Below are 21,673 nucleotides of genomic sequence, written 5' to 3'. Positions count from 1 at the left end.
CGTGCGAGTATGTCGGGCCGCTCCTCCGTCGCCGGCGGCTCCGCGACCGGCGGCACGTGGCCACCTGTCAGTACCGCCGCCACCGACTCCGCGCTGAGCGGGAGCTCTGCCGGCGCCTCGCCCTCGACGGTCGCGGGCACCGCGCCGGGCGCCGGCTGTCCGGCCGCACTGCCCCCGTCCGTGGCCGCGCCCATGCCCGTGTCCTCAGGAGCCACGCCCTCGTCCACGTACCCGATCCAGCCGTGCTGCGGCGGCTCGTGTCCCAGGTCCGAAGGACGGCGGCCCGGGGCGCCCGCGTAGGGGGTTCCCTCCTCCGCGGGCACGAGCAGGGGCCGCCCACCGCCGGGAACGAACCGGATCAGCGGTTCGGCGCCGCTGCGGTGCGTCTGCACGATCCGGTCCTTGATGGTCCGCTCGAACGGCGACACCGGGTTCCAGAACAGGTGGGAACCGTGCTGTGCCACGCCCTGCTCGTACAGCTTCGCGATCACCGCCCGCTCGACGTCCGGGGCAACCTGCCGGCCGTCCGGCAGGGTGATGTTGTACATGTCGCGGTCCGGTCCCAGCGGGCGGTCCTGCCCGGCGGAGTTGCGGCCCCACACCACGCCGCGCTTGATCCAGAAGCGGCCCTTCAGAGCCTCCATCTGGGGATGGAGCAACTCGTACTCGGCGAGCCGCTGCTCGTGCCGCTTGGTGATCCTGTCCCACAACCCGGGGATCGCGTCCAGCTCGGGAGTCCGCTCCGGCATCTCGGGCCGGAACAGCCCGACGAGACCGACATCGCTGGAGCGGGCGCCCAGGTGGACGTCGACCGGTGAGATGGTCTTGGCCTTGATCTCCATCGGCTTGGGGATGGCACCCGCCAGCAGGTGCCTGATGCCGTCCGGGTTGGACGGGCGGACCTCCAGCACGACCTTCATGGTGTCGGCGAAGTGCTGGAAGACCGCCTGCTCCCACATCGGCATTCCGAGATCCCGCTCCAGATACCCGGGGGATATCTCCAGGTACTGCCCCAGAGCCGAGGCCTCGGCGACGACCGACTCGGGAACCTGGCCCATCGTGACCTTCCGGCGGGCAGACGTGTCCACGATGACCGCCGGCCGCTCCTCCACCGGCGGCAACGGAAGCGCCATCGGCGCGAGGTCCATCTCCTGCCCGGGGTCCGGCAGCTCGCCGACGCCCTCGCGTGCGTCAGTGGCACGCTCGAGGTAGCCGTTCTCGAGCAGCCACTTCACATTGAGCTGCTGCTCCGGGCCGGGGTCGAGGAACGCCGGATCGAGCTTGAACTGCCGACCGCCGCCGGGCTGCTCGAACCAGGGCGCGATGCGACCCTCCCACACGTAGAACGGCTTGGTCACCTTGTAGACGTGGTAGCTGAAGGCGGGGCCGGCGTCCCGGGTGTTCAGACTCTGCGGGGGCAGCGCACGCTTGGCGTACGTATCCCCGGCGGGCGCGAGGAAGGCACCGAACTCCGAGCCGAAGCGGTCGATGAGCTCACCCGTGTCGAGCCGCTTGGGCTGTTTATCGAGCCGCCCGTTGATCACCGCGAAACCCTCGTTGGGCGGGTACTTCCAGCTGCTGGTGTCGGCGCGGCCCTCCCGGTACTTCTTGCGGAAGGCCCTGGGGGTCAGCTTCCCCGTCCGCTTCCACCCGGCGAGCAGGGGCCCCACCGGCTTCTGCCACTTCTTCGGCAGGTCCTTCGGCCCCAGCAGGCCGTAACGGCGGACCCCGCCGGTGCCCAGCGCGGGGGCGGACTTGAGCGCGCGTCCGCCGAGGAGGCGCAACGCCCCCCGCGCGACAGCCCCGATCTCCAGGTCGAGGGCCGCCTGCCAATCGTTCCTCTTCCCCGCCTTCCGGCGGGTGTCCCTGACCGGCTCCGGCTGCTCCCCGTCCCCGGAGTCGAAGTCCGCCTTGACCAGGGTCCCGTCGGCGGGCATCACCACGGCGAATTCGTCCGTGAGCGGCCGGGACGGATCCCGCCGGTCCAGCCAGATCCGCTGCATACCGGGGTTGTCCGGATCGTCCTGCAGGGTCAGGTCGCTCAGGGGGATCGCGGTGCGGCGGGCGGTGTTCCGCGGCAGTTCGGCCAGGCCGTGCCGCCGGGCGGCGCCGTTCACGCCAAGGAGCACGGCCGTCTGTCCGCTGCGCTGGTCCAGCTCGGGGTCGACCAGCGCCAGCAGGGCCGCCTGCCGGTGCGTGATGTCGACCGTCCCTTCGGGGAGGCGCATCCTGAGCAGGTCCGGCCTGCCCGGGACCTCGTCGAACAGCTCCAGGTACGGCGGGCTCGTCCACGGGGCCCGCTCCGTCCCGGAAGGCGTGCTGATCTCACTGGGGTCGTCGATGACCGCCTCGGCGGCCAGGCGATAGTCGCGGCCCAGGGTCTCGGTATTCGAGTCGAGGATCAGCGTCTGCTCGTCGAACGCCCCGCGCTCCTCGAGGTCGAGAATGCCCACCTCGTCGGGATCGTCGATGTCAAGACCCATCGCCGCCGCCTTGTGCAGCAGCCGCTTCAGCCGCGTACGAGTGTCCGGGGTGGGCTCGGGCCGCGAAAGGTGCAGTGCCCGGACGGCGAATTCGTCGGCCTGTGCCTGCGTGCGCCGCTGTTCCCAGCGAGCCAGCCTCACCATCGACCAGAACAGCCGCAGCAACTCCACCGGCCCCACCGCGTCGGTGGGATCCAGCTCCAGGATCTCCCGCGCGAGTGGAGCCGCGGGAAGACGGTTCTCGGCCATCCACTGGAACTTCGCCGCCGCCGCGTCCACGGCCGGCAGGGTCACGAACTCGGCCAGCGTGGCCCGCGGATTGCCGCTCAGCATCTCCCGGGCGGCACGCAGCATCAGCTCGTAGTGCTCCGGCGCGGGCGCCTCTCCAACCCTCAGGCCCTGGTGCGCGTGCGCGGCGAGATCGAACAGGTCCAGCGCGAACGGTCCGGCCGGCGCGAGCCTCCAGTCGGCCGCCCGCAGACGGTCCAGCGCGACGATCCCGCGCCACAGCTCGTCGAACCGCCCGTGCGCGTCCTCGATGTCCACGCCGAACCGGAAGCGCAGCGCCAGCAGCAGCCGCCACACCGTCGCGCGGGCCTCGTCCGTCACCTCCCCGTTCTCGGCCAGCCCTGCCGTCTCCGCGAGCTCGCGGAGCCGCTCCCCCGTCGGCAGCGGCCTTGCCTTCACCTCCGCGCCCGGCGCGCCCCGCACACCCGTCGCCAGGCGCCCGATCGCGGCCTGCCCGGACTCCGTGGCCCGCTCCTGGTGGGGGGCGAAGGTCCCGAGCGGATCGCCCGGCGGCAGCACCAGCCCACCCTCGAACGCGTAGCGGCGTCGCTTGAACTCGGTCGGCGCCACCCCGGAGCGGTCCCAGTCCAGGACCTGGATCTCGCCCGGCGGGGGCGCCGGTGCCGTGGAGGCCGGGGCCGACGCGTCCTCCAGGACACCCTCGATCCCCTCGGTACGAGCCTCCTCCGGAGCCTGCCCAAACGTCACATTCCGCTTGGCCCCAGCCCCGTCCCTGACGACCGGCGCCCCCTCCGCGAGCTGGTCGGCGTCGACCGGACGCGGGTCGACCGGCGCGTCCTCCAGGACACCCTCGATCCCCTCAGTGCGAGCCTCCTCCGGAGCCTGCCCAAACGTCACATGCCGCTTGGCCCCATCCCTGACGACCGGCGCCCCCTCCACGAGCTGCTCGGCGTCGACCGGACGCGGGTCGACCGACTCGCCCTCCAGGACACCCTCGATCCCCTCGGTACGAGCCTCCTCCGGAGCCTGCCCAAACGTCACATGCCGCTTGGCCCCGTCACTGACGACCGGCGCGTCGGCGTCGAGCGGCCGCGGGTCGGGCGGCGTGGGCTTCCAGACGTCGGGGCCGTCGAAGTCGGCCTTCACCAGGCTGCCGTCGGCGGGCATCACCACGGCGAATTCGTCCGCGAGCGGGCGGAACGGATTCCGCTGGTACAGCCTGAGCCGCTTCCTGCCCGGGTTGTCCGGGTCGTCCTCCAGGGACAGCGGCCCCCGCGTGACCATCGTGCGGCGGGCGGTGTTCCGGGGCATATCGGCCAGACGGTCCAGGCCGACGGCGCCGTCGCCGACGAACTGCACGGCCGCGCGGGCATCCGTCCTCTTGTGCACGGGGTCGTGCAGCGTCAGCACGGCGTACTCCTCCATGCTGATGTCGTACGTGACCCCGCGCAGGACGATCCGTACCCGGCCGTCATCGAGCAGCTCGACCGCCGCCAGGAACGGCCGGACCGTCCATGGAGCCGCCTCTGGCCCGTACGGCGTGCTGATCACATCGGGGTCGACCGTCAGCGGGCCGTCGGAGTGCTCGCGGTAGTTGCGTCCCGCCTCCTGGCCCGTGCCGTCGACCAGCAGCGTGTTCCGGTCGTACGCCCCCTTGTCCTGGAGGTCGAGGACGGCGATGTCGACCGGATCGGCGATGTCGAGCCCGATCGCCGCCCCCTTGATCATCAGCCGGCGCAGGCGCCCGCGGGTGGTGGCGGGGTCGGGCTGACGCCGCGGGAGATGGAGCACCCTGGCCGCGAAGTCGTCGATCGCGGCGAAGTCGTGCGCCAGCTCCCACCGCGCGACCTTCACCATCGCCCAGAGCAGCCGCAGCCTCTCGTTCGGACCCACCACAGCGGTGGGGCTCAGCTCCAGGATGTCCCGTGTGAGGCCCTCCAGGTTCTCGGCGCCCTGGTTCCGGACCCCCTCCTCGAAGACCAGGAGGGCCCTGTCCACCTCCTTCGGCAGCGTCACGAAGTCGGCCAGCGTGGCCTTCGGACGCGCGTCCAGCGTCTGCCGGGCCGCCTTCAGCATCAGCGCGTAGTGCTTCGGCCCCGGCACAGCGCCGGCCTTCAGCCCCTGCCGCGCGTGCGCGGCCAGGTCGAGCAGGTCCAGCGCGAACGGATACGGAGCCATGCGCCGGTCGGCCGCCCGCAGCAGTTCCAGCGCGCAGATCCCGTTCCACAGCTGGTCGAACTCGGCGTCCTTCTCGACATCCGGGCTGAACCGCAGGTGCAGCGCCATCACCAGGGCCAGCGCCAGCTCACGGTCCGCGTCCGTGATCTCGCCGCGCTTAGCCAGTCCCCCTTGCACGATGAGAGCGTCGAGCCGCTCGCCCTCCGGCCGTGGATTGGCCTTCCGTATCTCACCGGGGGCGCTGCGCACCCCCTCGGCCATCAGGACAGCGGTCTCGTCGGCGCGGTTGGCACGAGTGGGGCCGGCGGCGGGCACCCGTGTCGTGTCGGCCATCCCCTGGATGAAGGGCAGGTTCCTCAGCGGGTCGCCCGCGGGTAGCACCGGGCCACGCACGTAGACATCGGCGCGCTCGGTGAACTCCGTGCGGCTCGCCGCGGGGTAGCACCAGGCGAGCATCTGGAGCTCGCCCAGCGGGAGGTCGCTGAAGCTGGCGCGGCGCTTCTCGGTCTCGCCCAGTTCCGCACCGGTCACCAGCGATACGTCGCCCCGGCTGTCCACCACTTCGAGGTACTTCGGCTGACCGTGGCCGTCCGTCCACCTGGTGAGCGCGCTGATCCCGGGAATCCGCTTCGCCGCTGACAGGTCGGCCTTACCGGTCAGCGGGTCCTCGGGCACGAAGTGGGTGACGCCGCGCCAGTTGGTGCGGGCGCGCCGGGCCATGAGCGCGTCGTCGTCGGCGGCCATGGTGTGGATGACGCGCCGCCCGTCGGCGTCGGTGACGATGTGACGGTTCATGTCCCGCACCTCGGCGGGCGGGTCCGCTTGCGGTGCCAGGCCCGCCGGGCGGGCCTTCAGCGAGATCCACTGAGGCTGCCAGTTCCGCTCCACCAGCGCGATCAGCGCCTTCTTCGGCCTCCGCGGCATCCAGCGCCGCTTCCGCCGCTCCGCCTTCGGCTCCAGGAAGGCGATCTGCCCGTCGGGAGCCACCCCGTCGCGGCCCACCCGGTCCAGAACTTCCTGCGCGTACGAGAACTTCGCCCCCCCGTCCGCCAGCAGCGCCACGCCCGATTCCTTCGGGGTTATCTCCAGGACCGGGTCCAGCAGTATCAGTTCCGCGAGCACGTCCGCCGGCGCGTCCCGGAACACCTCGTCCTTCGGCAGCCACACACTCACCTTCTTCGCTGACGGATCGCCGATGGCGGCCATCGTGTACGGGGTGCGGTTGATCTCCGTCGACCACTCAGGCTTCTCCTGCGACCGGCGTTCCAGCCGCCCGTGCACGAAGTCGGCGATGCCGACACTGCTCAGGTCCAGCCGCCCACCCGGCAGCGTCTTCCCCCTGTAGTTGCGGCCGATGAGCCTCCCGTGCGCATCCCACAGGTACGTCTCGTGCGACAGGGCGCCCCGGTCCTCCAGGAACCGTGCGGCCAGCTGCGCCCGCGTCTTCGCCTGCCGCGCCTTCGGCTTGCGCGCGAGCTCGATCAGCGTCCGCCAGTGATCGGGAGTGACGGTCTTCCACTCGTCGAGCATCAGCGCGTCGCGTACCAGCGTGTCGCCCAGCACCCGCTCACCCGGACGGGCCTTCGCCAGACCCACCCGTGCAAGGAACGCGAGGGCCTTCAGCCGTTCCTGGTAGCCGGGCTCGTCCGCCACCCCGGCCCCGAACGCCTTCCTCAGCAGGGCCGCGTGCTCTGCCTCCGAACCCATCACCGGCCGGGCCGTCGCCGTGGACGCCTCCGGGTCCGCCGCCGGCCTGGACGTCGCGGGCAGCTGGGACACGGCGTACCCCGCGGCCGCCTTGGCCGACGCGAGGGCGGGAGCCGGGGCGGGAGCGGGAGCCGGGGCGGGGACAGGGGCGGGGTTCGTGGGGGTGCCCTGGGGCAAGCCGGTGTTCGCGTCGGCGTCCGCGGCGGGGCCCGGCCGGGTGGTGGGAGCGGAGGCGTCGTCCCCGCCCGTGCGGGTCTCGTCCGCCGCGGCGGACGAGGCCGGTGCGGACGAAGCCGGTGCGGGGACAGCGCGGGGCAGGGCGGCCAGGAACTCCCCACCACGCTGGTGCAGGACGACGGTGCCGGCGGACGTGCCGTCGGCGGGTGCGTGGGTGGTGTGGGTGCCGTTCTCGCCTACGAGGACGACGGTGATGCCCACAGTACGGGCGACGAGCCGCGCCGCGAGGCGGGTGGTGGCGTCGTTCCAGAGGCGGGCGCTGTGGAGCTGCGAGCGCAGCAGCGCCTCCTCGTTGCCCCGGTTGCCGGCGTACACCTCGGCCGGGACGCGCCCGCCGGTGCGGCCGAGTTCCGCCGTGAGGTGTTCGGCGGTGAGCCCCTGCGGGAGCTCGAGACCGAGCGCGTCGATCTCGGACGCGAGGAACAGCGCCTCGGGGTCGAGTACGGCGTCCTGGGCGTCGACCAGCGGCTGGGCGGCGACCGCCGAGGCGAGGGTCGCCGGTCGTGCCGCGACCCGGGGCACGGTGGTGCGGGTGGCGCGGGCCTGGTGGTGCAGGGCGGCGGACACCGCGGCGTAGAAGCCGTTGCCGTCGGTGAGGTGCGCGGCGAGGTCGTAGGCCTGGTCGTCCGGCGCGGTCAGCCGTGTGTGGTCCGAGGTGTCGTAGAGGTCCTCCGCCCGGTCTGCGGCGGTCGTGCCCGCGGCGCTCCAGGGCAGCGTGGTGTGGACCGGCAGGGGCGCTCCGCCCGGCCTCGGGGTCGCGGTCGGAGCCGCGCTCCCGTCGGCGTCCGCGGTCGGGTCGGCCGGGGCCGCTGGGGCGTCGGTGGAGGTTCCGGAGGCCGAGGGTGCGGTGGCTGGCGGAACGTCGGTCGACGGGCCAGCGGTCGACGGGCCGGCGACGGTCGCCGTCCCGGAGGAACCGGGTGCGGCGGGGGGCTCCTCGGCCCTGGCCTTGCCCTTCCCCTTGCCCTTCCCCTTGCCCAGGTCGGCGCCGTCCGGCAGGGCGACGCGGAAGCGCTGCTTCTCGCTGTCCAGGTACAGGACGACGTGGGCCTTCGGCATCGCCGGGCCGTCGGCGGGCCGGAAGGTCTGGAACCGGCCGCTGTCGTCCACGACGGTCACGGTGACGCCGAAGGATCGGGCGGCGAGCACCGGGCGCAGATCGGCGGCGGCGGTGTCCCAGCCCTCGCCCTTGGCGTCGGCGGACCGGGTGAGTTGCGCGTATGCGAGCTTCAGCTTCTGCGCGGAGGTGAGGGCCGTGGAGTGCGGGACGACGCCGATCGCCTCGAACTCACGGTACTCGGGGGTGTTCTTCCCCAGGTCGACGCCGGCCGCCTTCAGCTCCTCGCGGGTGAAGGTGTCCCGGTCGTCCGGTGTGTAGAAGTCGATGAGGGCGGTGTTCGCGGGGTCGGCGAGCGTGTCCGCCAGGGCCGCCTGGAGCTCCGCCTCGTTCATGGTCCCGGCGATGTCGGGGGCCTGGGCCCGCAGGCCGGCCAGGAAGGACGCGAAGAAGCCGTTGCCCTCCGTGGTGCCGGGCGGGTCGACGACGAGGAACTCCTCGCCGGGGAAGACCTGGTCCGCAGGCGGGGTGAGGGTTGTCCGGCCGTCGGCGTCCCGCTTGGTGAACACCGGCGCCTCGGGCTTGCTCGGCGTCGGGTCGTCGAACTCCACCTCGGCGGGCTCGGGGGTGCCGGCCAGCAGGTCCCGGCCCTCCGCCGTCGCGTTCAGCCGGTGCCAGCGGGTCAGGCGGTCCGCCTCCGCGCGTACCCGGTGCATCTCCTGGGCGAGCGTGTCCGCGAGGCTCCGCAGGGGCCGCAGCTCCTTGTGCAGCGCGTCCAGGACGGCCTTCGCGTCCCGCAGTTCGTCCTGAGCGGCGCTCAGCGCGGTCTTTGCGCGGCGCAGTTCGTCCTGGGCGGCGCTCAGCCCGGTATTCGCACGGCGCAGTTCGTGCCGGGCGGCGCTCAGCCGGGCCCGGGCCGCGTCCAGCTCCGGGTGCGGCAGCGGTGCCGGCTCCTCGTCCGTGTCGCCGCTCGTGAGGGACACGTCATCGGGGGCGGGTGCCTGGTCCGTGGACGACACGCCTTCCGCGGCGGGTCCGGCGTCCGCGGCGGGTCCGGCGGGTCCGGCGTCCGCGGCGGGTCCGGCACCCGCTCCGGCGACCGCACCGGCTCCGGCGACCGCACCGCTTCCGGAGGCGACCGGGCCGGCGTCCTCGATCTGCTGCCCGCGGGCCGGCCCCCGCTGCCGGGCCGACTCCTGCCGCCGGGCCAGTTCCCGCGCCTCGTGGGCCCGCTCCTCCGCCTCGACGGCGTCCTCGGCCTCCTGGACCGCCTGCTCGGCCTCGGCCCGGCCTCGATCCGCCGAGGTGACGCCCGCCTCGCGGGCGTCGAACACCGACCGGGCTGCCTCGGCACGGCCCTCCGCCTCGTCGTGGCGGGTGAACGGGCCGGGGCCGACCTGCCGACGGGCGGCCCAGTACGCCTTGTCGGCGGTGACCCAGGCGGTCATGGCTTCGTTGACCGTGTCCCAGGCCTTGGCGACCTTGGCCGGGTAGCTCTCGTCGGTGAGCAGGCCGAGGTCCCGCGCGGTCGCCTCGGACATCCAGACGAGCAGCGCGGCCTGGGTGCCGTACGCCTGCGCGCCGGCGTTCCCGACGTGGTTCGGGGCGATCTTCTGGAGCGGGTGGGCGAGCGCCCGCCCGATCCGGCTGTCCTTGATGCTGCGATGGACGTCGGCGATGGTGAGCCACTCCGTGGGGACCGCGAACAGGAAGGCACGTTCCCCGGGCTTGTCGGTGACGAACGCGCCCTTCCAGCCGAGGGACTCAGCGCCCGAGGGCAGGCTCTCGAAGCCGCCGGCGTTCGGCCCCGACCCGGTCACGCCCGGCCACAGGGGTCCGGCCGGTGTGCTGTCGGCGCCCTGCACGGTGATGTTCTCCGCGGCGTTCTGCGCGTTGCCGAAGTCGGCGTGCTCGAATCCCGTGTACCGCTGCGGTACGTACATGACGTGGTGGGTGCCGTCGGCGACGGTGATCAGCACCGACTGCTCGACGAGGGGGCGGGCGAGCAGGGTGAGGTTGCCCCTGGCACCGCCGATCAGGTTGTCCTGCTCCAGCGTGGGCGGCTGGAAGCCCTCGCGGGACAGGGCCCGGTAGGCGAAGGCCGCGAGCGAGCTGTCCGAAGTCGCCGACCGCAGGGTGGTGTCGCCGGGTGAGCCGGCCTTGGTGAGGCCGGTCTTGTCGATCCACTCCGGCGGCTGTGCGCCACTCCCCACGTCGACGGGGAAGGTCTTGTCGTATGCCTGGGCCAGCGCGCGGCGGGCGCTCTCCTGCACCTGCTCCGCACCGACGACGTCGAAGATCATGAATCCGGTGCCGGGCAGCTTGAACGTGCCGAGACGGCCGTCGCCGAAGCGGATCCGGTGCCAGTCGTTCCGCTCGGCGAGGGAGGGAAGCGGCAGATGCCGGACCGGACCGGGCTGGGGCGGCTGGGGCGCCACGTCGAGCACGGAGCCGGCGGTGGACGGGAGCTGCGGCGTGCTGAAGGCGAGCGAGCGGTGGACGGTCTGCTCGCCGATCGAACCCTCGACGGAGAACGGCTTGAGGCCGCGGAAGTCGGCCAGCCGGTGGCCGCCGGCCGCCGGCGCCTCCGTACCGGTACCCGCGTCCTCCGCCCCCGTCGCCACGTCCGCCCCCGCACCCGCGTCCGCGACCGGCACGAGCAGCGCGTCGTCCGCGATCTCGATGACCGCGTCGTCGGGATCGCCACCGAGGACGACGGTCTCCGCGTCCGCGTCACCCAGACCGGTGTTGTCGACCTCCAGGGACAGCGTCAGCTGGTAGGGGATGTGCTCCACGGTGTAGGGCGAGGTCAGGGCGATCGTCCACCCGGCCCGCTCGTTCGTTCCCTCGAAGTCGGTCCGCATCGAGCCACGGGTGCCCGCGGAACCGTAGCCGGCGCCCAGGGCTTCGGGCTGGTCGTCCTCGAAGAAACCGCGCGCGTTGGTATTGGTCCCGAGCATGTGAGTGTGAGTGACGATCTCGCCGTGGGCACGGGTCTCGCTGGCCAGGACGTCGTCGATGAGCCAGGAGCTGTGGTCCACGCCGTCGAACTTCGGCGTGCCCGGGACGAGGTGGGCCTCCACCCGCAGGGTGCGGCCGCCGATACGCAGGAGGGGGAAGCCCCAGCGGCCGACCCGGACCGGCAGCGAGGCCCCGCCGCCCTCCGCCATCGTGCCGCTCAGGCTGCGGCTGACACGGGCGGAGACGGCCTTGCGGATCGTTTCCTGGTCCGACAGGCGCGGGAACAGCTTGTCGAGCTCCGCGAGGAACCGGTCGACCACGTCGCCCGTGTCGAGGGTGTTGACCGGGTAGGTGCCGAACCGGCGTCCGATCATCCACGGCCGCGGGACCCAGACCGCGTCCGTGTAGTGCGGCACCTTCCCCATGCCGTCCTGGATCATGCCGAGTTCGTGGACGGCCTTCTCGGGCAGCATGCCGGTCCACCCGGCCGGGACCGAGACCCGGAACCCGGCGGAGTCCGCCAGTGCCTTCGGCACGAACGGAGCGCCGACCGAGGACATCGTGCCGAGCGTGGTCGTAGCGACGGCGATGTCGTGCTCGGCGGTGGCGACCACGAGGTAGGTCCGCCCCGTCAGCGCGCGCAGTGCGGCGGTCACCCCCACCATCGCCGTGATCCTGTCGTGCCGCTTGACGCGCTGGAACTGCCCGGCCGCGACGACGCCGGTCAATCCGCCCTCGCCCGCCATGAACGCCCGGAAGTGATTACCCAGCAGCCCGGCCATGTAGGCGGTGCCGGTGGCGCGGCGTCCCGAGAACAGCTGGCCGGCGATGTGGCCGTCGACGAGCTCGTTGTACGTGGCCGGGCCCATCAGCCGCATCGGGCCGAGCCCCACGCGGTGCAGCAGGATTCCCGACCGGTTCGTGTACGGGCCCGGCACCCACAACAGCGTGCGGTTGCCGCCGGGGGTCATGGTCTGGTCGATGTCCGCCGTGGTGTTGGGGGCCTTGAACTGGTCGACGGCCGACTCCAGCACGGGCGCCCCGGGGAGGGTGAACTGCCAGGAGCGGTGCGCCGCCTCGGACATCGCCTGCCGTGCCGTCTCGGCGAGCAGGGGGTGCGAGGCCACCGAGACCGTGTGCACGAAGTACTTGCTCAGGTCGCGCATCAGGTCCCGTCGGGCCCCGGGCTGGGCCGGGCGGGCGGCGGACCTCTGGAACGCGTCGCCCTCCGGCAGGCGGCGCACCTCGGCGTCCCGGCTGCGCTGGTACGGGTTGGCCTCGGTGTCGGGGTCCACCAGCGGGGTGTGGTGGGAGTTGGCGGTCAGCAGGACCCGTCCCGAGAAGACCGTGACGGCCCCCTGAGCGCTCCCGTCGTCCGTCGCGTCGTCCGCCGGGCTCGGGTCCGCCGGGGCGACGCCGAGCGGGAGCAGCCCGCTCGGCCTGCTGAACACGAACGCCCGGGTCGCCCCGACACCGGCGAAGAGCGGGCCTCGCAAGGTGGCGGGAAGCTGCCAGAGTCCGCTCTCTTCCACCTCCACCTCGACCTGGTAACTGACCTGGTACGGGGGGAAGTTGGTCATGTTCTCCTGGTCGAAGAGCACGAGCGGACCGGCCCCGTTGCGCGCCTGGCGCATGACGCCGCCCATGGCCCCCAGCATCGCCCCGCCCATGTTCAGGGAGCGGCCCGACGCGGTCTTCTCGCCGCCCAGGACGAAGGCGTGCCCCTCCAAGCCGGCCTCGAGGCCGTGGGTCTTGCTGTACGTGGTGAACAGCCGTTCCGTTCCGGTGATCGACTGCTCGTGGCCGTAGCCGTACTGGATGCCCTCGTACTTCCGCCCGGTCAGCTTGACCCGGACCAGCAAGTGTCGGTGGCCGCGCTTGACGCCGACGTGCTCGCGCAGCGTGATCGTGACGCCGGTCGTCATCATCCTCTCGAGGCCCGTGCTCATGGCGGCCTCGGAGAAGGTGCGCACGATTTCGTGGACGTTGCCCACGACCCGCTCGAAGCGCCTCCGGTCGCGCTTCCACTTGGGGTGGTCGGGGTCGAGCTCGCTCAGGGGGGCCACCAGCTCCGGGAACTTCTCGGCCGCGCCCGCCAGCACCCGGTCGGTGAGCTCCTCCAGCCAGGTCCGCTCGCTCTCGTCAGGGGCCTGGCGGGTGTAGGAGCCGTCCGGGAAGTAGAACTTCTCCACCGCGCTGGCGCCCAGCGTCGAGGGATGGTCGAGGGTCAGGTACGGCGGTACGAAGGGCTCTGCGGCCTTGGGGTCGGTGGACCGCAGCGACCGCAGCCTGAGGCCGCTCCCGTCGTCCCAGCCGGCGAGCTCGCGGGCCAGGGAGACCGGAATCCGTTCCAGCGACCAGGTCAGGAACGTCCTGGCCGGGTGGCGCGGGTGCTGCCCGTCCGAGCCCGTCGGCAGGGAACGGTCCCGCCCGGTGCGCCGCACCGTGACGGCCTGGACGACCAGGTAGAGCCCCGTGGCTCCCTGGCTGGGGAACTGCTCCCGCAGCATCTGGACGCTCGCCCCGCCGCCCATGGCCTGGTCACGGCCGCTCGCGTGGGTGAACCGGGCGACGAAGGCCAGCATCAGCCGGATCGCCGTGAGGTCGTCGAACAGGAACCCGGCGGGTCCCAGAGCACCCGTCAGGCCCTGGAAGTTCGTCTTCGTCAGCTGGCTTCCGCCCGCCGTCGCCAGCTCGAAGCCCTGCCGGAGACGGCTCACCAGCGACTCGGAAAGCAGGACCGCCGACTGGGGGACCGCCGAGATCTCGACCTGGCCCAGCGCCTTCTTCTTCTTTTCGTCGCGGTAGAGCGTCTCCGGCGTGAGGACGCGCCCGGCGCTGAGCCCGCCCAGGCCTTCGAATCCCTCCGGCGTGAAGAGTTCCGAGATGTGGTGGTGCGCGGGAGCCTCGTGGTCGACGCCCAGCTGGGAAAGCACCCAGTCCCTCACCTCGTCCAGGGGTCCCCACCGCTCCGTGGCGGCCAGGCGCAGGTCCGGGCGCGAGGTGAAGGTCAGCCGCGGGGGGATCCGGAGCCGGATCTCCTCTCGCTCCTTCTCCTGGTGGGTCAGCAGGGTGACCATGCCGTTGAGCAGAGCGAAGTGATGGGTGCGGAGCACGTGGCCGTGCTTGTCCAGCGCGTCGACCTCGAACCAGCCGTGGTCGAGGTGGACGTCGGGCTGGGCCCCCGGCGCCCGGTCCTCGGTCAGCCGCGCCACCGTCGTGGTGTTCCGGTAGGTCATGGCGCGGGACTGGCCGGCCAGGAGGTTGATCCGGGCGAACAGCCAGACGGGCAGCACGAGCGGGAACAACGGGACCACCGGGGCGAGAGACCGGGTCGTGTTCAGCTGCGCGACCCGTCCGACCGTCAGGAGGTCCTTCCACGAGGCGCCCGTACGGATCGGCGCGCCGGAGGCCTTGCCGGTGAACTTCTCGCCCAGCCCGTACTGCCGTGCCCGTACGCGCACCTTGCGGGTGCGGGACCGGCTGAACAGGCTCTCTCCGGCGACCTTGTAGGCGACCTCGCGTCCGCCCCGCAGCACGCCTTCGGCGTCCGTCGTGAGGATCTTCGCCAGCTCCGAGCGCAGTGCGGCCGCCTCGGCGCGGGTCCGGGACTCCCACGGCTTCGTGGCGGAGTCTGCCTCCAGGAACTGGACGATCGTGTCGATCAGGAGGGGCACCCCGCGGATGAGGTGCGTCTGCAGGGTGTGCCCGAACACGGGGTGCTCCGGCTGCCGGGCAGCGGCGGCGGGCAGCAGCTTGGTCACCGTGTGCGCGAGGGCGGGGCGGCGCGTCTCGTCCGCGAAGACGATGTCGCGCGGCCGGGTCCCAGGAGCGGGCATCTTGTGGTCGACGCGGACGGGGCGCCGCCGGTCCAGCTCGTGCTCCACCAGGTTCACCGGCCGGTCCTGGGCGGCGTCCTCCTGCTCGGTGGCCTGGGCAGGGCCTGCCTCGGTCGGGTCGCCGCCGTCCGATGACGTGCCCGTGGTGCCGACGCTGAAGAGCGAAACCTCGTCGCCGCTGTCGCTGACGGACGGGGCGGAGCCGACGGGGGCGGACGCGGAGCCTGCCGGGGCGGACGCCGAGTCCGCCGGGGCGGGGGCCGGGCCCGCCTGGGCGGACGCGGACGCGGCAGAAACACCGGGGCGCGGCAGGAGGGTGAGCAGGGCCCCGAGGGCGCTGCCGGGGGCCGCCCCGGTGCCGCTGTCGTCGGCCGGGCCGGAGGACGGCGGGAGGGAGGAGGCGGGCTCGGTCGCCGCCTGGGGAGCGGTGGCGGACGCGGCCACCGCAGACGGGGCGGCGCCGTCGGCCGGGGCGCCTCCAACAGCCCGGCCGGTACCGTCAGCGCCGACGTTTCCGGACCCGTCGGCCGCGGGCACCGGGGCCACCGGAGCGGACGAGGCCGCCTGGGACGCCGGGTCGGCCGGACCCGCCGGGGCTGAAGGAGCCGTCACGGCCGGCGCCGTAGGTGCGGGGGGCGCCGTGGCCGGTGCGGTGTCGACGGGCGCGGTCCCTGTCACAGCCGCGAAGATCTCGTCGGCCAGGGACCGTACGGGGGCGGCCGCGACGTCCCGTACGGCCGTCGGCGCGGCGTCGTCCGTGACGTCCTCCTCCCGTCCGTGCCGCGTCAGCCCTGCCTCGAAGTCCGCGAGGAGGTCACTGGAGGCGGCGGGCTCCGGCAGGGAGAGGACGCCATCCGACGCGGGCCTGGTGCTGCCGGCGGAGGCGGAAGCGCCGACCGATGCGTCGACAGGGGCGGATGCGTCGACAGTGGACGCGCCGACGCCCACGACGGACGCGTCGGGGCCGACGATGGAACCGGCGGGGCCGACGACCACGGCGCTCGTGGTGACGCCACCGCGGCGCAGCCTGTGAAGCCCCAGGAAGGACGTACCCAAGAGGGGGGTCAGGCCCGCGATCTCGGCCGGGTCCGCGGCCCGGGTCAGGCCCTCGATCGGCTCCGGGAGGACCGGCCCCCGGTCGGCGTCGACCGTTCCGTCCTCGGCGGCCTCACCGATGGTCAGCACATGCGCGGCGTGCTCCGCGCCCGGGTTCACCTGCACGGCGGGGTCCGTCGTCGTGACCTTCACGGGCCTGCGGAGCACGTACGCCAGCTCCTGCTCGCCCGTCCTGCCGGACTCACCGGGCGTGACGCGGTCGGCGCCCGGGGCCAGCATGTGCAGCGGGTGGTCCGAGGGGAACCGCGCGAGGCCCGCGTCGTAGGCGAACACCATGGCGAGCCGGCCCCACGGGACATTCACGTTCCTGCCGCGCAGCCGGAGGACCACGCCACCGTCGGTGGCGCCCGCGAACCTGGCGGTGAAGGGGGCGGCGGGCGAGGGCTCGGCGCCCTCGGCGTCCGTTCGCCGCCGGTCGGGGTCGAGTTCCGGGTAGCTCTGTTCCGTCGCCCGGCCGCCGAAGGACTCGGGGTCGCCGCTCCAGTCCCATCCGAGCACCCGGCCCTCGGCGTCGGTCAGCGCGAACTCGGCGTCGAAGAGGCGCATCAGCTCCAGGTGGTAGGCGCCCAGCGAGTCGGTGTCGAACGGGCGGCCGTCGGCCGTCGCCCCGAGCGCCACCCGGCTCAGCTCCACCAGGTGGGACTCGTCCGCCGGACCGTCCAGGTGCAGCACGGAGGCGGCCATGGCCAGCCGCTCCTGGACCGGGGTGCGCTGCTCCCACTCCCTGACCCGGACCGCCGCCCACAGCAGCCAGCCACGCTGCTCGGGGCCCACCGGCTCGTCCGGCTCCAGTCGCAGCACGTCGCGGGCCAGCGCGTCGAGGGATGTGGCGTCCCACCGCTCGCTGAGGCCCTTCAGCAGGTCGAGCGCCTGGTCGAGCGCGTGCGGGGCCTCGTCCTGGCCGGGGGCCTCGTCCTGGCCGAGGGTCCCGGGCTCGCCGGACGGACCTGAGGCGAAGAGGTCCTGGAGCGTTGCTTCGGGACCGGCCGCCGTCTCGACCGCCACGGCGCGGGCCAGCGCGTCGCCGTAGTGCCGGGCGGACGGCGCCTGGGCGGAGTCCAGCGGGTCGCCGTTCCGCCGCGCGGTGTCCCGGGCCACCCGGTCGAACAGGTCCATCGTGAACGGGCCGAACAACTCGACCCTCGGGTCCCTGCCCCACAGCCGCACCAGCGCGCCGAACGACTCGACGTGTTCCCAGAACCGGGGCTCGCCGTCCGACTCGGCCGGGAACGCGGTCCGCAGTGCCCGCACCAGGGCCCTCGCCTCTCGGAGGGTGTCCGGCGGGACCGGTCCGTCGCCGGTGTGCAGCCCCGACCGGCGGGCCACCTCCGCCAGGACCTGGTCGTCCGGCTCCGGGTCGCGCCGGACGATCTCGCCGTGGCCCCACAGCGCGGAGGCGACGACGGCCCAGCCGTCCAGCCGGCCGTCGCGGTCTCCCGCGAGCGGCCTGGTGCCGGCGTGGACCCGGTGTCCGCTCCCGTTCGCCGTCTCCTGCGCCCGGTCGGCGTTCCGCAGCCGGTCGTGCACGAACGGAAGGGGGCCGGCGAGCCAGAAGCGCTTCGCGGCCCGGCGGGTGCCGCCCGGGCTGGCCGCGGCGCACTGGGCCTGGAAGATCTCCATGGTCTTCGGCAGACCGCGCAGGCGCAGGACCTCCGCGGCCCAGTCCGCCGTCTCCTCGGCGGACATCGCACTGAGCCCGCCCTCGACGGACAGTACGTCGGCTCCGGGCGCGCCGTGTCCGAGGTAGGTGTAGAGCAGGTGCGTCCAGGACGCGGGGATCGGCTCGCCGAGCGCCTTGGCCGCCGCGTCCCAGTGCCGGAAGAACCGGGGGGAGGGGTTGGCGGAGACCGCGCGCGCGAGGCCGTGGTCGGCTTCGGGGAGGTTCGCGAGGCCGACTTCGTCGCCCTGCCGGTCCGTGATGAGCAGGACGTCGATCCGGGCGGCCTCGGGGTTCTTGAACACGGGCGGGGCCGCCTTGCCGCGCCGGGACCGGTGGAACATCCCGGAGACGGTGAGGACCTTCTTGTCCGACTCCGTCGAGGCCGCCGAGACGCCCCAGTGGCCGTCGGTGGACAGCGCGCCGTGCCCGGTGGCGTCGGACACCGCGTCCGGGACCTCGCGGTACCGGTCGGCGGCCCCGTTGATCTCGATCAGCACTTCGGTCGTGCGCGGACGCGCGAGCAGCCCGGTGTCGAGGGCCATGAGCTCGCCGAAGACGTCGGGGTCGGCGAAGTACTCCTCCGGCTCTCCCGACTGTTCCGGCGCCCCCGGCTCCGCCGTCGTGCCGGGTCCGTGCACCCACACGCCCGGGTGGCCGGCCTCGTTGTCGCCGTCGGCCCTGACCCAGTACGGCGGTTCACCCGCCTGCCCCGTCTCCACCAGGCCCAGCCGGGTCCGTACACGGGACAGGTCGACGGTGGCGTCGTCCGGCAGCGGCGGCATCGTGCGCCCCTCCCGGTCCCAGTCGCGTCCGGCGGGGACGCCCTCTCGGGTGCGGTGCAGGCTGTGCTCGCCCATGACGCCCGCGTCGATCAGCCGGAGGGCGGCCAGGGCCTTGATGCTCCGCGCGTCCAGTAGGTCCTCGCGCGCCAGCAGCTCGATCATCTGCCGCAACCGGTCCTGGCCGACCGGCGCTTCCGGCTGGGACCGGGCGTCCGGGCGCTTGAGGGACAGCAGCCGGCGGGCCATCCGGTCCACGGCCAGGTCCGAACCGTCGTCGGGCAGCGTCCGGTCCTTGGCCCAGAGCCGGTACAGACGCTCCGCCGCCGCAAGCCGCCGCGCGTACCCGTCCTCGCTCGCCGCCCCGGCGCCGAACGCCCGCGCCACCAGGGCCGCCGGACGGGGGTCGGGGGTGGTGCCCACGGCAGGACGCCCGACGGCGGTCCCGGGGCCGACCGCCGGGGCGGCTCCGGCTGCCCCGGCTTCCCCGGCTGCTCCAGAAGCGCCGGAAGCCAGGTCGCCGAGGCCGGAGGACAGAGCCTGGGACAGGGAGCTGTCCGGCGCGGGGGCGGACGACGGGGCGCCGGTCCCGGCCCCCGGAGCCGGCCGGACGCCGGCCGGGGCGTCGCCGGACTCCCACCCGCCGGAGAGGCCGGCGGCATCGGCGACGGGGGGGACGACGGTGATCAGCAGACCGGCGGGCCGGCCGTTTCCGTGCACGGTGCCGGTGGAGTCGGTGGTCTCCGCGCCGCCGGTGGTGTCCTGGGCGAGGGCCACGTGCCCGCTGGTGGCCCAGGTCGTGGCGCCCAGGACCTGGGGGAAGACGTCCTGCGGTACCGGGAGCGTCCCCCGGCGGCGGGCGGCGCCCGGCACCAGGACGGCCACGCGGGGTGCGCCTCCCACGGTGCCCGCGTACCGGGCGAAGGCCCCGGCGCGGGAGAGGAGCACGGCGACCTCGGTGTGCGAGGCGCTGACCGTCCGCCGGACGCCCGTCGCGGGGTCGGTGAACCGCATGGTCACATGCCCGGGTTCGCCCTCGTCGGCCACGGTCAGGAACGGCAGGGGGGCCGCGCCGTCCCCGTCGTCGCCGCTTCCGTCGTCCCAGACGGCGGGTTCCTGACGGCCGCTCAGGCCGCCGAGGAAGCGACGCCGGTCCACGGACGCGGCGGAGCGGGAGCCGGTGCGCCAGTCGTAGCCGATGACCTCGTCGTTCTCGTCCGTCAGCTGGGCGTCCTCGGCGAGGGCGCCCGTCAGGGCCAGGTCGAACGCGCCGAGGACGGCCTCCTGGTGGATGTCGAGCCCGGCCGCGGCGGCCGTCGTGACCAGCCGGATCAGTTCCACGAGGTCGCGCCCGGTGGCGGGCCGGCCCAGGTGGAGCACGCTACGGGCGATACGCGCCCGCTCGCGGTCGTCCTTGGGCAGCAGCCAGGCGACGGCCTTGGCGGTCGCCGACAGGTAGCGGGCGTACTCGACGGGGCCCACGGGCGCGTCGGCGGCCAGGCGCAGCGTCTCCCGGACGAGGTGCTGGGGGTGGGCGCGCGGCGTCAGCCCGTAGGACCGTCCTTCGGAGGTGACGGACCGTCCGGTCCCGGTGTCCGGCGCGGAGTCGGTTCCCGGGCCGGTGTCCCCGGCCCGTCGCTGCCCCGTGTCGCGGTCGGCTTCGGGGGAATCCTGGGGGGACCCGGGTTCTGTGAGGGCGGGACCGGACTCACCGTCGTCGTCCTCGCCGGCCGGACCCCGCGCCCCCTGGTAGTACGGATTGGGTATCCACTCGCCGAGTGTGTTCTCGGCCGCGACACCGGGCGGCGCCGGGACGATCCGCCAGGCGCCCTTGATGAAGCGGGATGCCACACCCCCCGCGAACGCGATCTCGTCCGTCTCCGCGGCCTCGTAAGGGATCTCGTTCGCGACCAACGTCTCGGCCACGTCGATGCCGCCCGGAGCGTCGATCTCATAGACATAGCCATCGCCCACCCATCCAGCCAGCCATTCCCGCGAAGCACCGGTCCCCACGAACCCGTAGTCGGCGCTCTCCCCCATCCCGAGCCGCACGTACTCCTCAAGGTCGAGATTTCCGCCACGCGGCACAAAGCCCTCACGGAAGATCACTTCCGGCGCGCGCCGATCCGCCCGGTACACGACCCGATGCGGGTAGAAGACAGGCGGTGGAACGATGTCAGCAGCGTCTGTCGGCCGCACGGCGGCAGGCAGCGGGCCCTCGGCGAACTCGGCGGCGGCCGCGTCGACGACATCGGCGTCCTCCTCGGCCGAGCCGTCGCTCATGTCGTCAAGATCGTCCCAGTCGAACGTCGGATCGACCCTGACCTGAGGGGCGGACCGCTCTTCCCCACCCGCCGTCGCGGACAACGGACCCAAGTCGCCGGCCTCCCGCCCGGCACCGGCGGCCACGGTCGGCGACGCCTCTGCGGGCGGGGCGGCGGGGGTGACCACGTCCAGCGCGATGGTGAGCGCGGACAGGCCGGGCAGGTCGCGCAGGGAGGCGGCCTCGTTCTCCGCGACCAGACGCCGGACCCGGTCCAGTGCCTGGTCGTAGTGGTCCGCCGTCGGCCGCTCCGGCGCGGTGAGGTCCGCCGCGCCCCGCGTCACCTGGTCGAACAGGTCCATGGTGAACAGGCCGTAGGCGGTGCCCTTCCGGTCCTCGGCCCACAGCCGGGCCAGCGCGCCGATCGCCGCCACCCGCTCCCGGTAGCCGTCCTGCCGGGCGACGTCCGGGCCGAAGGCGCGTCGCAGGGCCCGGTCCAGGCGCCCGGCCGTCTCCTCGCGGTCCTCTCCCTCGGGCAGCCCGGCCCACTCCGCCACGCGCGCCAGCTCCTGCGGCGTCGGGGCCGGGAGGTACCGGACGACCCGCGCCCGGGTGTCGGCCGCCTCCGTCGAGTCCGCGGCCGGTGCCGGTCCGGGCTCGACGACGAAGACCTCGCGTCCGCTCGCGTCGGCCGCCCGCTGCCCGGCCGGGGTGTGCCCCAGCGGGTCCGCCTCGTGCGGCTCCGGCCCGCTGTCCCACGTCGGGGCGGACGGGGCCATGCCGGGGCGGGACGCGGCGAGACCGGCGGCAGCGGCGTCGGGGACCGGCTCCAGCAACAGGGGCGCGCCGGGCGGCAGGCCGTCCGCCCAGCGGCGGAACGTCTCGCCGGAGAGCGTCTGCGGGACGCCGTAGGCACCTAGCACCTCGACTCGCTCGGGCCGTCCCGGGGCGGCGGGCGCCGCCGTCCGCGGTCCGGGGCCCGGCAGGCCGACGAGGGAGGGCTCCGCCAAGGCGCCGGTGGCCGGGTCGACATGGGCGAGCAGTGTCACGCCGCGGTCGCGACGCTGTCCGCTGATGGTGGCACGCCCGGACGTGCCACCAACACCGGCGGTTGTCGCGGTCGCCGCCCAATCCCGACTGGTGT

General features: G+C 73.8%; 2 pseudogenes. Both read right to left on the bottom strand.

Going from position 1 to position 21,673, the window contains the following annotated elements:
- Positions 1-1,196: 1,196 nt before the first annotated feature.
- Positions 1,197-1,937 (bottom strand): annotated as a pseudogene (locus ACWCXB_RS25410) (TNT domain-containing protein); the annotation flags it as partial.
- 2,436 nt (positions 1,938-4,373) lie between these two features.
- Positions 4,374-20,549: pseudogene (locus tag ACWCXB_RS25405) on the bottom strand (lonely Cys domain-containing protein); the annotation flags it as partial.
- Between the last annotated feature and the right edge of the window lie 1,124 nt (positions 20,550-21,673).

It is taken from the genome of Streptomyces sp. NPDC001514, from assembly GCF_053597075.1.
This window is presented reverse-complemented; position numbering and strand designations above follow the sequence as displayed.